This window comes from Shewanella sp. GD03713, assembly GCF_029843705.1.
In the GTDB taxonomy this organism is placed as follows: Bacteria; Pseudomonadota; Gammaproteobacteria; order Enterobacterales; family Shewanellaceae; genus Shewanella.
Genome location: NZ_JAOCIW010000003.1, coordinates 64,254 through 79,385 on the forward strand (window position 1 = coordinate 64,254; position 15,132 = coordinate 79,385).

The 15,132-nt window shown below is 45.1% G+C and carries 12 protein-coding genes and 1 pseudogene; 10 read left to right on the plus strand and 3 right to left on the minus strand.

Annotated elements, in window-relative coordinates:
• Positions 1–522 precede the first annotated feature (522 nt).
• Positions 523–994 (minus strand): annotated as a pseudogene (locus tag N5E87_RS22820) (ISAs1 family transposase); the annotation flags it as partial.
• Positions 995–2,344: 1,350 nt separating this feature from the next.
• Here N5E87_RS22820 and N5E87_RS22825 point away from each other — a divergent pair.
• From N5E87_RS22825 to N5E87_RS22860, 8 genes are all read left to right on the plus strand, one after another.
• Positions 2,345–4,012, plus strand: coding sequence for a DUF4942 domain-containing protein (locus N5E87_RS22825; protein ID WP_279776082.1), 1,668 nt, complete (start codon positions 2,345–2,347; stop codon positions 4,010–4,012).
• Positions 4,013–4,109: 97 nt separating this feature from the next.
• Complete coding sequence (locus N5E87_RS22830) at positions 4,110–4,487, plus strand: hypothetical protein (protein ID WP_256657324.1); 378 nt, start codon at positions 4,110–4,112, stop codon at positions 4,485–4,487.
• Complete coding sequence (locus N5E87_RS22835; protein WP_176370333.1) at positions 4,487–5,302, plus strand: DUF6884 domain-containing protein; 816 nt, start codon at positions 4,487–4,489, stop codon at positions 5,300–5,302. The genes N5E87_RS22830 and N5E87_RS22835 overlap by 1 nt, the downstream gene beginning before the upstream one ends.
• Positions 5,303–5,406: 104 nt before the next feature.
• Positions 5,407–6,084 (plus strand): hypothetical protein, encoded by a 678-nt coding sequence (locus N5E87_RS22840; protein WP_086903639.1) that lies wholly within the window; start codon positions 5,407–5,409, stop codon positions 6,082–6,084.
• 76 nt (positions 6,085–6,160) lie between these two features.
• The gene (locus tag N5E87_RS22845) at positions 6,161–6,745 is read left to right on the plus strand and encodes a hypothetical protein (protein WP_086903638.1); all 585 of its coding nucleotides are present in this window, start codon (positions 6,161–6,163) and stop codon (positions 6,743–6,745) included.
• Positions 6,723–7,838, plus strand: a complete 1,116-nt coding sequence (locus N5E87_RS22850) for a tyrosine-type recombinase/integrase (protein ID WP_256657323.1) — start codon at positions 6,723–6,725, stop codon at positions 7,836–7,838. Before N5E87_RS22845 ends, N5E87_RS22850 begins: the two co-directional genes overlap by 23 nt.
• An 87-nt stretch (positions 7,839–7,925) precedes the next feature.
• Positions 7,926–8,288: a DUF2511 domain-containing protein gene (locus N5E87_RS22855; RefSeq protein ID WP_086903637.1), complete on the plus strand. Its 363-nt coding sequence runs from the start codon at positions 7,926–7,928 to the stop codon at positions 8,286–8,288.
• A gap of 8 nt (positions 8,289–8,296) precedes the next feature.
• The gene (locus N5E87_RS22860) at positions 8,297–9,202 is read left to right on the plus strand and encodes a hypothetical protein (protein WP_086903636.1); all 906 of its coding nucleotides are present in this window, start codon (positions 8,297–8,299) and stop codon (positions 9,200–9,202) included.
• A gap of 9 nt (positions 9,203–9,211) precedes the next feature.
• Here N5E87_RS22860 and N5E87_RS22865 read toward each other — a convergent pair whose 3' ends face one another.
• Together N5E87_RS22865 and N5E87_RS22870 are read right to left on the minus strand one after the other, a co-directional pair.
• Entirely contained in the window at positions 9,212–9,481 is a 270-nt protein-coding gene (locus tag N5E87_RS22865; protein WP_086903635.1) for a hypothetical protein, read from the minus strand.
• A 209-nt stretch (positions 9,482–9,690) separates the two neighbouring features.
• Positions 9,691–12,675, minus strand: a complete 2,985-nt coding sequence (locus N5E87_RS22870; RefSeq protein WP_086903634.1) for a Tn3 family transposase — start codon at positions 12,673–12,675, stop codon at positions 9,691–9,693.
• Positions 12,676–12,834: 159 nt separating this feature from the next.
• Between N5E87_RS22870 and N5E87_RS22875 the strand changes: the two genes are divergently transcribed.
• Positions 12,835–13,413 (plus strand): recombinase family protein, encoded by a 579-nt coding sequence (locus N5E87_RS22875; protein WP_086903633.1) that lies wholly within the window; start codon positions 12,835–12,837, stop codon positions 13,411–13,413.
• Positions 13,414–13,737: 324 nt separating this feature from the next.
• The gene (locus tag N5E87_RS22880) at positions 13,738–15,033 is read left to right on the plus strand and encodes a PAS domain-containing methyl-accepting chemotaxis protein (RefSeq protein ID WP_086903644.1); all 1,296 of its coding nucleotides are present in this window, start codon (positions 13,738–13,740) and stop codon (positions 15,031–15,033) included.
• Positions 15,034–15,132: the final 99 nt, after the last annotated feature.

Below are 15,132 nucleotides of genomic sequence, written 5' to 3' on the forward strand. Positions count from 1 at the left end.
TATCCATAAAGTCGAGTCAACTTTAGAACTTGTGAATGGATTGTTAATTAAATTTGAGCCCGATAACAAAACAAATTCATTAGCGACTACATGGCAATGGCTAATACAGTGACTTGAATCTTCGGCACAACAGTTATAGTTATCGTCATCACAATCATTGTCCATCATAACTGAATGTGACATAGAGTTAGATTGCATACTTGATTCACATATATCGCTAGACATAGCATTACTTGGCACTAATAACTGTGTTATTAATGTCAATATAACTGCTAAATTCAGCAAAATCTTAATCATGCTATTATACTGAATTTAATCATATGGACTACGTTAGCAAATTTTAGAATAAAATTCCATGATGTAAGTCACAATCCTAGGTCTATTAAGATATTCAACTTACAATTATTAAACTATTCAATGAATCCTTACCCTGACATAACACTGGGGAGATGCAGACCTGGGCGGGATATGTGCTCTGTACTATGTAGATATGCCCAAGGGATATTGCAGAGAGCACAGGACTCAGGGCCACCGCATGAGTATTTTATTTGTAACCGAGCTACTAAATCCAGTCTTTAATACTACTTTAAGCATCGATGGATTCATCATGCATCGCTTTTGTTTTCTAACAATGCTTATCTTCGTCGGCTCTGCTCCTAACATATTCAAGCTCATATGATGCAGGCATGATAGATTTTCCGCCCCGTGAGCATTGTATATCAGACATACATCCTCACTCATACTGACATCAAGCACCCAGCGCATCGATTCTATGCCCTAATGTTCTCGAACGACTATCGCTGCTTGTTCGGCAATTAACGCCTCAGAACTAATATAATAACGATACTCCAGCTCGATTGGTTTTCCTTTCTCAAGGCGACAACTTTCAACCATAACGTTTTTTTAACCTTTTCCACGTTGAAAAGTCACCGACTAAGTTTTTACTATCAATAACATAGCGCTGGCGACATTCAGTTCACCCATGACCGTGCTCAATTGCGGATTTGTCCGTATTGTTGGTTTACTTGAAACTGTTTGCTGGAACGGTATATGTACAGGCTCTGTACAAAGTTTTAAGTAAATGCAGCATTTTTAAAAAAAATACTCACATACAAGATCTTAACGTATCATCATTCCGTTTCAAAAACTTGATTTTGTTACTTTATCAAAATAAATACTGTCCATTAATCTGAGCTGAAGTAAGTGCAACAGTTTCTCTTATAGAGATTTCTGGTATATCGAGCTTGAGTAAGCCAACTTAATCACATCATACCGGATTGTAGCTAACGATCATCATTAGCTAGCTCATTATTGAAGAATATTACAGTGACTGGAACAAATTTTTATTATTACTTTATTCACGTAAGTTAACTTAAACACGAAGCAATCTTTTAGCAGTGAAGGACTACTGATTACACATTAAAATTCATGTTATTAATAAACGCTCCAATATAATACATGTTGTTATTGGACCATATGTATTGTAGAAGTCCTTAAAATCAATACTCATAGCATATATGTACATAAATAACTCCTCCTAAGCCGTGCACATAGCCTGTTAAACAGTGAGGATGAAAAGTCTTTTATTTATCAGAATAAATAAACAGAGCGTTCTATTTTGCGCAGCAAAATACCATGTTGAAAATAAAATTCCATAAAGCGAATGATACTCTGCAGGGCCGGATTATACATTGTTAAATTGGTTAATAGTTCTTGACGATGTTCCTTATAATTAGGCATTTTTCTGATCCGTCACTGATTTATTACTCTTTTATTAGATTCGTCTTTTCAATACAGCTAAAAGACAATAAGCGCTCTCTGTTTCATGATGTGGGATCTGAAGCTCAGCAATCGATACCAGTACACCCGCGGAGTCAATGCTTGCCCCTGCCCGTCTGTTTTTACTCGCGTCCGATAATTACAGTTATCGGACACGAGTATCCGCCAGCCGAAAACTCTATTAGTGTGATGTCATTATACTAAACAATACAGAGGGGTTCGTGCGGTGTTGGTGCCATGATGTATTAGTGTGGTGTCACCATATTAAACTAGGTGGTATGGATGATTTTGTGCTTGTTTTTACCCAATCTAACCCTATTTGACTCGAACCTTGTATGTTTGTCAGGCGTTAACCGTGATTTCTCATGGTTCATTAGTGTGTGTTACGCACTAAACTATAATTATTTAGTATAGTGACGCTATATCAATGTCAAAGTTTGCGTGATTTTTAAAGCGTGAGATAGTTTGAACATCGAAACTTAAGAGGGTGTTCAAAATGTCTCATTCCGTCATGTTAGCCGAACAAGGTGAGTTAAACTTTTCAACCGCACAACGTGTAAGGCACTTGAAGGCGGAAGAGCAGGATTTTGAGTGGTATCCTTCGTCTGAGCATATCATTGATGTAGTTCGACGCGACTTGGTTGAGTCTAAGTTCTTAGAGTCTTACAACAGAGAGTCATCCTTGCTTGATATTGGCGCCGGAGATGGCCGAGTTTTAAGCGCCCTTAACATGCCACTTGAAGATCGTCGCGGCGAAATGAGCCCACCATTTTACAACCTGTACGCCATTGAAAAGAGCCTAGTCCATTGCAGCCAGCTCGATAAAAAAGTGCTGGTTATTGGCACTGACTTTAATCAGCAAACCCTTGTGGATAAGCCAGTTGGAGTCATTTTCTCTAATCCTCCATATTCAGCCTTTGAGCAATGGGCAACCCGCATCATCACCGAGGCGAATGCCGAAGTGTGCTATCTGGTATTGCCACAGCGTTGGTCTGGCAGTCGAGATATTGAAATCGCGATTAAAGTACGTGAAGCCGAAGCTGAGGTCATTGGCACATTCGATTTCCAAAATGATTGTGATCGCGAAACCCGTTATTCAGTGCCGGTTGACATTATTCGGGTGAATTTAGGGTATAAAAACCATCATCAATGCAAGGTAGACCCCTTCAAAGCGTTCTTTGACGCTAACTTTGACCTAGATTTGGCTGAAAGTGATTATTCTGCAAAATTCAGAGGGCCATCCGATTCTACTCAGCAAAAGCTCAATGAATTGGTGCCAGGTGGTGACATGGTTAAGGCTATGCAATCGCTTTACGATCACCAGATGGCCAAGCTAATGGGTACTTATTCAGCACTCGCTGAAATTGACCCTGATTTACTGAGAGAACTGGAAGTATCTAAATCTTCGGTTCTGGAAAGTCTCAAACTCAAAATCAAGAGCCTAAAGAGTTTGTTTTGGAAGGAGTTATTCGCGAAATTTGATGCCCTGACTTCTCGCCTGACATCATCTAATCGTAAAGCGTTATTAGAACTGTTGGAGCGTCACGTTAGCGTCGATTTCACCGCTGAGAACGCATACGCGATAGCCCAATGGGCAATAAAACATGCTGATGCGCTTCAAGATGATCAGTTCAAAGATTTCTACCTATCCATGAGCCAAGCTGCAAACGTGGTGAATTATATTAGTAACCAACGCACCTTCAAATACGACCGATGGCGTTATCGGGAGCTTCTAAAGAATGGTCAAATCTCTCATTTTAGACTCGACTACCGTTGTGTAATGGAAAATGTTGGCGGCATCGTCAATGGTTACGACTATAACAGCTATTACAACCAATGCGGTCTGTCTTGTCGTGCAATCGAATTTATCACTGATTTGGTCACCATCGCTGGTAATCTTGGTTTCGATACACGCGGCACACCAAAGGCTTATGAGTTCAAATGGGCCAGCAACAAAGCCCACGACTTTAGATACATACAATCTAACGGCTCTAGCGAGGTACTGTTCTCAGTTCGTGCGTTCCTTAACGGTAACCTGCATATTAAGATGAACCCTAAGTTGGCGCTCAAGTTAAATGTAGTGGCTGGTAAGTTGTTTGGCTGGGTTCGTAGCGCAGAAGAAGCGGCGGCTGAAATGGAGGTTCCAGCATCTCATGTCGTGGAAGTTACTGAAATGTTTGGCCATTCGTTATCGTTGACGCATAACTATCAAAACCTTTTGATGGCTGCTTAATCCCTCCCATTCAGACGGCGCAAAGTACAATTTTTGCGCCGTTTTGCATTTGTGAGATCCTTTACTCAGATGAGAAATTCAGTTGTTAGAGGTGACAATGTTTGCTGCATATTTGGTTATAGGTGTGTTTGTGTTCGTCGCTGGCCTAATTGTTTTGCTCAACAAAGGTAACCCATTACCAGCGGCAATTCCTCGTGCAGCACCGCTTAATATCATCCCAAGTACGATCCCATGTGTGGCTATTCAATACCAAGATGGATGTGATGATGTTGATGATGATACGGCTGGTTTTAATCGTAGAACGGGCGCTTACCATGATTATCTTATCAATCCAGCTACAGGGTTGCTTACGCTGAACGGCGCTTTGGATGTGGCAGGTAATCCTTTAGGAGCTGACTTGACTCATTCAGGCATCTATAGCGGTCACGACATTGACCATGACTTTGGTATGAATCATTTGGGGAGTGATTTTTAATGGAATTATTGGGGACTACTCAAGCGGTTGCAGGCCAATTCTATGCGTTACAGCAAGAGCTGGTTTCGTTGAAGCCGACGCTAATTTTGCCCTGTAGTGAGAATAAGCTGCCCCACCGCGCCCTCGCCTTTGATTTGTACCAAGGCACGGGGTATCTGAGTATCGTGAAGCAATGGTCACAAGTAGAGTTATCGCAGGTTTTCAACCTATTTTTCCTTAGCGCCAAGCATGGGTTAATCCACGCATCGGAGCTGATTGAGCCCTACGAACAGGTTATGACTGATGAACGGGTATCGATGTTAGGTGCTAACAAAGTTCTGGTTAGCAAAGCTCAGCGCCATATCCAATCCATGAACTACGACGCCCCTCTATACCTCATAGTGCCAAAACGGTATCAAAAGGCCTTTTCTGAGTTAGCTGGTCAAGCAGTTGGCAGATTTAGCCAAATCGTCCCAGCTACAGGCGGGATATTAAGTCAGCGTAGCCAGTTAAAGCGGCTTCTCGTAAATGAAATTGATTTAGCTAGGCAGCGCTCAAGATTGCCCCAAACGGTTGTGAGGACGTTTACCGATTCTCTCCCAATACAAGAGCTGCATCACGTCGTTAGCGTTGGGGATTGGGTGCGCCCTTGGCTTGCTGGAGCGTGTCAGGATGCCACATTTGACGATCCATGCGAGATTGCGTTTATTGAGTGCTCACCCTCCGGATGCGTTGCTTTCTGGGATACAAACGGCAAGCAATGGAGCGGGTATAGCATTAGCGCGGGGATTAAACGATTTGGCCTGAGCGGTGAATCAATGCCGGTTGCGACATGATTGAAGCAAGGTTGTAATATCAAAATCCTGTTGAATTTATACAAAATTTGCCAGAAATTGAACCCATGCAATGATGATCTCACATTCATAACTGAGAGAATAAGATGCAAATTAGCCCAAGTAATTACCTTGACCAAGCGACCAGTTTGTTAGCTCCCCTGCCGTTCCTAGAGGACAACGGCGACGCAGATAGCTACTATCAGGAATACAGCTTTTACGTCGATACGCCTAACCCCCAGGTTAAACTCGAACTCGCAGTGATGGTCAACGCCGAGGTCCTGACCGATAGCGACCACGCCCCCATCGTGTTCACCTATGGCATTAACCTTGGCCAAGGTAACGGTATTGAGGATGGTTCCAATTTCTACGTCGAGGACATCGAGGCTATCAAGTCCGGCGACTTCGAACCAATTAACTCGGTTGACTTAGCTCTACTTCAAGGGGCCATCCCTATGCTGGATAAGATTGTTAGTGCCTTGCAAAGCAATCCACGGGTCTGGAAGGTGGTGAGCCAACAGCTATCAAAAAGCGTCTCTGGCATCATCACCCGACCATCAAGCCCGAATGAAACAGATTTTTTGACAGGGGCACTTGTTGAATGTGATCTCCAAATTCAGGACTTAGATGGCACACAAATAGCTATTGTACCAGCGCCGCAAGGTGGATGGACTCATGACAGCCTTGAAGAGCTGGACTGTGATGCATTGGCAGGTGGTCAAGCATGGAATGCGTATCTACTTAACGGTGTATTACCTCAATGGGTAGGCAGCTCAGAAATCTAACTCAAGTTGTTTGATTTAATTAGTGCGCGTCTCTATACTAAAAATATAAATATTAGTGTAGAGACACCATACTAAAATGAATGACACTACCTCCCCACTCAAATCTGACTCATTAGGCCCAGCTTGGACGTATCACGCCCTCCCCTCTGACGTCAGTTCGCGACCCAAGGGACGCACATTAAGACTGTTAGCTGCAAGTGAAGCTGCGAGCCCACAAGTACGTGATTTACTCTCGCGCATGATCGGTAACACTCTCAACCAGATAGAGAAAACCGAGTGGTTTACTTCGCAGTTCTTAGATGGCACTCCGACCCTCACTGTGTCATTCCGTCAGTTAATGCGAGAAACCGAACCCACCAAATCCAAGCCGTTACCACAGGAAACCGCGCTGCATTCATTGAATGTCTGTCTTAATTCCATATTCTCGGATACTGGCTGGAAGCTGGTACGTCGGCGCATCTCTCAAATCGAGCGGGTTCAAAAGACGACTCGACCTGTGATCAGCAAGACCCAATACGACAAGCTAGTTCTTTTCAAGGATACGATTGGCGCCAAATCCGTGGATGCTGCGATTGATGAATTACTGAGTTTTTACAAGGACGAACACCCCGCTTTTTCAGCAGACAGGGAGGCATTAGGTGAGCTTATTAACCACGAATAATCACAGCGTTGCACTGTCCTACGGCGAACCTCCGTCAACGCTTAACGATTCGTTAAAAGACAGCTATCAGCGCTCTACTGACGAGCTACAGGCGCTATTGTCAAAGCCTCTGGCTCACTTAACCGATGCAGACAAGCTCCGCATTCGGGAGATTACTCAGGCAAAACTCAAGCACTTTCTTGAGAATGGCCACCGTACCCGCAGGGCTAATACATGGCGAGCACTAATGAGCCGGTGGGCTAAGTTTGAAAGTTGGTGTCTTACAAATAACCTTACCCCGTTGCCTGCGACCCCCGAGGTAGTGGCCACATTTATTGAGTACTACCAGGCGTCGTCATACACTACCTTATCTCAATATGCTTGGGCGATTAACAGTTTCCATGTGGAGTGTGGTTTGCTGTCCCCTGTGAGCAGTAAGACCGTGCAAGACAAGCAGAATGAAATCAGAATAGTAAAGCTCGAGTCAGGCGGCTTAGCGCAAGAGCAGGCAACGCCTTTTAGACTTCATCACCTGCAGATGCTCATAGAATCGTATGGCGAAAGTGAGAGGTTATTAGACAAGCGCAATTTGGCGTTGCTGAACATCGCCTATGAATCGTTGCTTCGTGAATCAGAGCTGCTTCGGATCAAAGTAGGCCATCTCAAGTCCACCTTTGAAGGCGATTATGTGTTGTCAGTGCCTTACACCAAAACCAATGACTCGGGTGAAGAAGAGGTTGTGAACATTACGCCGCTAGGCTTCAAATTGATTCAGAGGTACATCCAAGGTGCTGGGCTGACTAAGGAAGACTACTTGTTTCAGCCGATTGGCCGGAGCAATAAAGTCTCGGTTCAAGCCAAGCCGATGAACACCCGTACAGTGGACCGAGTATTTCTGTGGGCATTCGAGAGTTTAGCAATCGACCGTCATTCTGCTTGGTCTGGGCATAGTGCCAGGATTGGCGCCGCACAGGACTTACTTGCCGCGGGCTATTCGATAGCCCAAATCCAAGAGAACGGCCGTTGGAAAAGCCCAATGATGGTATTGCGGTACGGCAAAGACATTAAGGCAAAAGAAAGTGCGATGGCCAAGATGTTGGCAGAAAGACGGTAGTCAGATTCTACCTTCATTTCTATATGAACCTGACAATTATTGACTTAATATTAGTAAGTTAAACAATTTAAAACAGGGAAGTGAACTGTGAAAAAAGCGATTATTATCTCACTACTGGCATTGAGCCCAACTTTAAACGCTAAAGAAATTCATCAAAGTAGTTATGGGGAAAGTTGGCCGTTTACTGTCGAAAGCGGAGAACTTGGCTGCTACGAACAGGCAGTGATTTTTATCGCAAATGATAAGGAATATGCGGTAAACGGTGTTGCCCAAAGCAAGGGTTATGCTGCTATTGAGCCAATTTGGAAAGAGGATAGTTCTTTATTGGAATACCAAAAGGCAATAGCTAAAAAGGAAAATAAAACTCTTCGACAAGTTCAGGATGAAATGGGTGTATCCCGCGTTAATATCGGACCGATCCTTCAAGAAGGCTTAAAACTTTGTAAGTAGCTTACCTTATGAATCTAATCCCCTTCGGCCTTCGTAGTGATGGCGTGTATATAGATGCAGAGGACGCAACGCGGGGTAAATCCTGTGATTGTACTTGCCCATCATGCGGTATTGCCTTAATCGCACGGCAGGGTGACGTTAATGCGTCCCACTTTGCCCATGACTCCAAAGGTGCGAGTAAGGAAGATATAGAGGCCTGCAAATACTCGTTTTATGTTTCAGTACGCTACATGCTGAAGCAGCTGCTGCAGGGGACAGGCTTGTTAATGTTGCCACCTCTCGAGATTGACCATCACGGCCAAACGCACGTCATTACCAAAAGTTTGCCAATCACGGTGGAACCCAAGGACATAACGCCTGATAGTTATGAGCAGGATATTATTTTTGACTTAATCTTTACGGTCTCAGGTCGCAAGCTATGCCTATACATTAGCCATCCTGGTCGCCCCGCGCCGATATATAACAACCTATCAAGAGATCAGCACACGGCGGTACTAGGACTTGATTTGATTCCTTTCTCAAAGATATTTAATGAGTTTTACAAACTAAAATCAGCTCAAACACTACTGCGCGAATGGCTTGAAACGTCCATTAAGGGCAAGCATTGGATTTACAATCCAAGGCGCAATGCGTGGTTTGAGCATCAACAGGCTAAAGCTCCAGCTGTTCAGGAACCGCAACAAGTTCAGGAACAAACCAAGACTACCCGTGATCGGATTAAAGAGCAGATTGCCAAAATGGACAGGTTGAACGTAGTCGCTATATATCGCTGCGTTTTTTGTCAGTTGGACTTTGAAGGCAGTGCGTTACTCAACTACTGCCCTAAGTGTAATGACCATCTAAGTGTGAAAAGAAAATCGGAGATTGCGGCTCAAACTCCACATCCACCTAAAGGCAAGTATCGGTATCGATGACTCTATGATTTATTCAAGTAACGTCAACTTATAGTCAAGCGGTGTAAACCAATGCCTACGGCCCGTGTCTAAATTGCGAACAAAATACCAATCTTCCGACTTAAGGTGTGCTGGTAGGGGCTCAATCGTGGAGATTTCACCGTCATCCACCAGCACTTTCTTTGGCTTTGGAAGCACCTCTAATTGGAGCCGTTTCTCGGGAAATTCCACTAAACTGCCATCAATGTCATCGAAGGATGTAGCAGGAGACACCGCTAAATATTTTTGGCCTATTTGCATGTTAATGCCTCATTTTATTTAAGTGTGTAATGCTGGACTTTGACATTCGGGATCACGATTGAATGGTTGAATGTCTCGGGGTTGAAATGTCGGAGGAAGTAATTGATAGTGACTCGGTGTTTACCACCAACCAAGTAATACTTACCTTCCAGCTTTGCGAGTGAAACGCCAACTTTGGGGTCCGCTTGGAAAACGGAAAATATCCTACGCTAAGCCTGTTTTTTGTACAGACTACTATTCACTGAGCGTAATGCGCGGTATTTACCCTGTCCCAGTTTGAGGTTTGTTCTCCAGACGTAATCCCCGCTCAGGTTGATATGTTCCCATCCCAGCGGTGACAGATGGGTAATCAGTTGCTCATTAATCGCGATCCCTTTCCGTCTCAATGAATCTACCGCTCTTTCTATATAGACCGTATTCCACAGCGAGATCGCCGCAGTCAGCAATGTCAACCCACTTGCCCGGTAACTCTGGTTTTCCAGTCCCCGATCTCTGATTTCCCCCAGCCGGTGCATAAAGACTGCTCGCGCAAGGGCATTACGGGCCTCACCTTTATTCAACCCAGCCTGTACTCGTCGACGCAGCGAAGGATCCCGGAACCAGTCCAACATAAACAATGACCTTTCTATGCGGCCAACCTCCCTCAGAGCCTTTGCCAGACCATTCTGTTTAGGATAGCTGGCCAGCTTTTTCATCATCAGTGATGCTGTTACCGTTCCCTGCTTTATAGAACTTGCCAGACGCAGTACCTCATGCCAGTGGGTTTCAATTTCCTTCAGATTCAGGCTGGTTGAGGAGATGATTGACTGAAGCCCCGGATACAACTCAGCTTTCCCATGAATAAACAGCCGCTTGTCATGAAGATCCCGGATCCTTGGCGCAAAAGCGAATCCGAGCAGATGCATTAGCGCGAAAACATGCTCAGTGAAACCTGCGGTGTCAGTATAATGCTCTGTAATTTCCAGATCGGTTTCGTGATACAGCAGACCATCAAGTACGTGTGTTGAATCCCGAACACGGCTGATGACTTTGGTGTAAAACGGGCTGTACTGGTCCGAAATATGTGTATAAATTTGCACGCCTGGCTCCTGACCGTATTTCAGATTGACCTGACCCGCATAACGCCCGTGACTCCCCACCCGAAAGTTCTGTCCGTCAGACGATGACGTTGTTCCATCGCCCCAGAATGCTGCCAGAGGCCGCTTTTTCTGCGCATTAACCAACTCGGCCAGCGCGGCTGAATAGGTTTCATCCCTGATGTACCAGGCCTGAATGCCCTCGAGTGACGATTTTGTCGTTCCCGGACAGGATTCGGCCATTTTTGTCAGCCCAAGGTTGATCCCATCGGCAAGAATGGTGGTCAGTAACAACTTTCTGTCTTTAGGTCTGATGTGATTGTTCTTGAGATGGGTGAAATGGCGGGTAAAACCAGTCCAGCCGTCCACTTCATCCAGCATTTCAGTAATTTTAGGATGAGGTAGCATGCCGTAAACCAGATCGCCAAAAGGGGATGCTGTTGAAGGAACACTATTATCCAGCGGGGTAATTTTCACGCCTTTATCCGATATATCAACATCGGGTAAATCACCGGCCAGCGCCATTGCATTAACTTCCTCCAGGCGCGATGCCAGAAGCGTCAAACGGCTCTCAATGTATTCATGGCAATCGCCCGGAACAGCAAGGGGTAACTGGTTATCCTTGAGTGATTTTTCAAAATCGCCGGACGGGATCAGATAATCATCGAAATTCCTGTAACGGCGTGATCCCTTTACCCAGATATCGCCAGAACGTAATGCTCCCTTCAGCTCATTCAGCACGCAAAATTCGTAATATTTTCGGTCAATGCCGGTGGGGGTAATCACAACTTTTCTCCAGCTTTCCGGGATGAAACCGATTGGTGCGGAAGGTGGTACTTTTCGGAGTTGCTTTCGATACATCTCTTTGACGGTATCCAGCGCGTCACCGAGCTGCATTGCAGCGGGAGCAGCCCTGAACTGCAACGCTGACAGCATCCGGGGCGCGTATTTACGCAGCGTACTGTATTTTTCTGTGATCAGATGCAACGGATCGAAGTTGTCCTTACGTGACAGGAACCGCGTCTCTTCCACGCTGTTGATGAATTCCTGCCAGGGAAGCACGTCTTCTATTGCGGTCCAGGGATCTTCCCCAGACTCTCTGGCGTTAAGTAAGGCCTGCCCGACGGTAACGTATTGCTTCAGTTTACTCTGAATCAGCTTTCCCGTTTGCTGGAGCCGCTCGGCCTGAGTGCGTTTTGCCCTGCTGAACAGACTGCCCAGAATACGCTCGTGCAGATCAATAACTTCATCAGTCAGGGTGGCTCTGGCTTCCGATATGATACAAACCAGCGAGGCATAACGGCGAACATCCGTGAATTTTGCCAGGTCCCGGCTACTCATTTTCCTGCCTTCGCGTGCGAGTTTCAGGAGCCGGTTCTGATGCACGGAAAGCGCAATACCGTCAGGCAGTGCCAGCGACTCTATCGCATTTAACCTGTCGATATGTTGCAGGACATTTTTGCCGTTTATTTTTCCCGGAGGCTGAAGCAACCAGGCCAGCCGTGAAGGTTGTTCACCCTCAGATACCAGCAGGCGGTCCAGTGCCGCTTTTTGCCCCGGTTCAAGCTGCTCGGTCAGCGCAGAAAAAACCGCTCTGTCAGCAAGCGTTGTTGCTTCAGCAAGGGTTCGTTCGATCACCTCAACAGAGGGGAAAATAATCTTATTACTGTGGAGCCAGGAGAGCATTTCTTCCGCAAGTAAAAAACCTCTGTCTGTCCGCATGGCGTGGGGATAAAGGTGGCGAATACAGTTTTTTTGCAGCGCCCGGCTGAAGGGGGATAATTCAAGGTAGCGGTAGAGTTCAGCCAGATGTTCCCAGCGGGTGACCTCTCTTGATGCATACTCTGCCCACAGATCAGGCTGAAGTTTCAAATGAGCCGCAAGCCGGGAAACAACCCCGTAGTGAGGGGACTCATTATTGTCGGGTGGAAATCCTGGCCCTCGCAAATAGCAAAGTAAAACAGCAAAGCCCAGGCGGTTAGCTGGTCTGCGATGTTTATTAATAAGCGCGAGGTCATGTTCGTTCAAAAAGCACATGCGCGTCAGAAGAACGTCATCTTCCGGCACAACCAACAAGCGTTCTTTTTCTTCACTACTGAGTATTTGTCTCCGTGGCATAAATGCTTCCTCTGCATATAGTTTATTTACGTTATTTCTTGCCCTGACCGAAACCGGTCGGTTTCGTACACTACTCTGCAAATCTGTCCGAAAGTAAGTGAAATTCATTTCGTACATGCGTTATGATTCGTACATCCATTTCGTACATAAAATATCACTATGTCACGTGTTTTTGCTTACTGCCGGGTCTCTACCCTGGATCAGACCACCGAAAATCAGAGCAGAGAAATCGAGGCTGCCGGTTTTACCGTCCGGCCCCAGCGACTGATTGAAGAACATATCAGCGGTTCGGTTGCCGCCGGTGAACGACCAGGCTTCACCCGACTGCTTGATCGCATGGAAAATGGCGACGTGCTGATTGTCACCAAGCTGGACCGTCTTGGGCGTAATGCCATGGATATAAGAAAAACAGTTGAGCAACTGGCTGCGTCAGATATTCGAGTTCACTGCCTTGCGCTCGGAGGTGTTGATCTGACAAGTGCTGCCGGGAGAATGACTATGCAGGTTATTTCAGCGGTGGCGGAATTTGAGCGGGATCTGTTGCTTGAGCGCACACATTCAGGTATTGCGAGGGCAAAAGCGGCAGGAAAGCGGTTTGGCCGTCCTTCCACACTGAATGAAGAACAGCAACTTTCTGTGATTGAACGCATTAACACCGGGGTCAGTATCAGCGCCATTGCCCGGGAGTTTAATACCACCCGGCAAACAATTCTTCGGGTAAAGGCAGGTAAGCAATAATCCCAGACCCAAGATTCCAGCGTTGACAGTCTGCTCAGTGCCAAAAGCGGAAATTCACTGAGATTCGACAAAATCGGCGCTTTTCACTGAAAGCGGACCATCATAGACCGAAGTTTTCTGATATTTTTTACCAATAGGCCAGTTACTCAGCTGCCTTAACTATGCCCCTCCACTTCCTTTATGTCGTTATTAAACAGCATTAAATGCCAAATCGTTGATTAAATAGACAAATATCTGATAAATTTGGTAATTGTCGAAAATTCATCTCGAATTCATTCTATTCAGGTATAATTTGTTACATTTTCAATCGTACAGATGACTGCGATGTTCAACAAAAAAATCAAACAGGAAAACGAAAGGCTGAGTACAGCTTTGTCAGAGGCTACCTCGGTGATTGCCTCAATCAGAGGCAGTGTTGCGTTTATACAATTCTCCCCTGATGGTCATATTCAGGATGCAAACGATTTATTTCTGCACACTGTTGGGTATTCACTATCGGAAATTGTTGGCAAGCATCATTCAATTTTTTGTGATCCCAAATATTCCGCAAGCTATGAGTACAAGAACTTTTGGTCTGAGCTTGCCTCAGGCAGAGCGAAGCATGGCTCATTCAACAGAAAAACAAAGCTTGGAAAATCTATTTGGTTAGAGGCGACTTATTTTCCCGTTCATAGTGGCACAGGGAAAGTATCAAGCGTGATCAAAATTGCCTCAGACGTAACTGAGCAGACATTAAAGTTAACGGACCAAAACGCGATATATCACGCCCTAGATAAAGCTATGGCTATTATTGAATTCACTCCTGGTGGTGAGATCGTTAATGCAAATAAAAACTTCCTTCAAGCTATGGGATATCAACTGTCGGAGATCGTAGGCAGACACCATAAGATGTTTTGTGATGACAGTTTTTATAGAGAAAATCCAGAGTTCTGGAAAGACCTGGCTGTGGGTAAACTCAGCTCTGGTAAGTTTAAGCGATATGATGCCAGAGGTAATGATATATGGTTAGAGGCGAGTTATAACCCTATAAAAGATAATGACGGCAAAGTCATCAAAGTTATCAAATTTGCGACTGCAATTACAGATCGTGTTATGCAGGCAATGAGGGCAAAAAAAGCTGCCCAGGTTGCTCACGAAACAGCGCTTCAAACCTTTAATATCGCTGAACAAGGGAAGAGTCATATTGAATCCTCTTTAGATTTAGCAAGCGAGATATCCGAAACAGTTTTAACTACTAATCAAGTTATTCAACGATTAAGTGACCAAGCAAAAGAAATCTCTAGTATGGTCAATATCATTCGTAGCGTAGCAGAGCAGACCAACTTGCTTGCTCTAAATGCAGCTATCGAAGCAGCTCGTGCTGGCGAGGCTGGACGTGGATTTGCTGTTGTCGCAGATGAAGTCCGATCGCTCGCTTCAAGAACAAGCTCAGCGACTGATGAGATATCAAGTGTTGTTGCAAGAAATCTGGAAGTAACTAGTCAGGTTATGCAAGCCATTAATTCTATCGATGGTCTCAGTGGTCAAAATGGTGAGAAAATTGCTCTCCTTTCCAGCATAATTTTGGATATAGAAAAAGGCGCAAAAGAGGTTGTACAGTCTGTGTCTGCGATCCATTGAGGAAGTAAAGTGTAGTGCCACACTGAAATTGGCCTCCTGATTAGAGGATACGCTCTGGGTTCACGAAAAATCGAATGTCCGCAAATAAGGCAAAGCAGA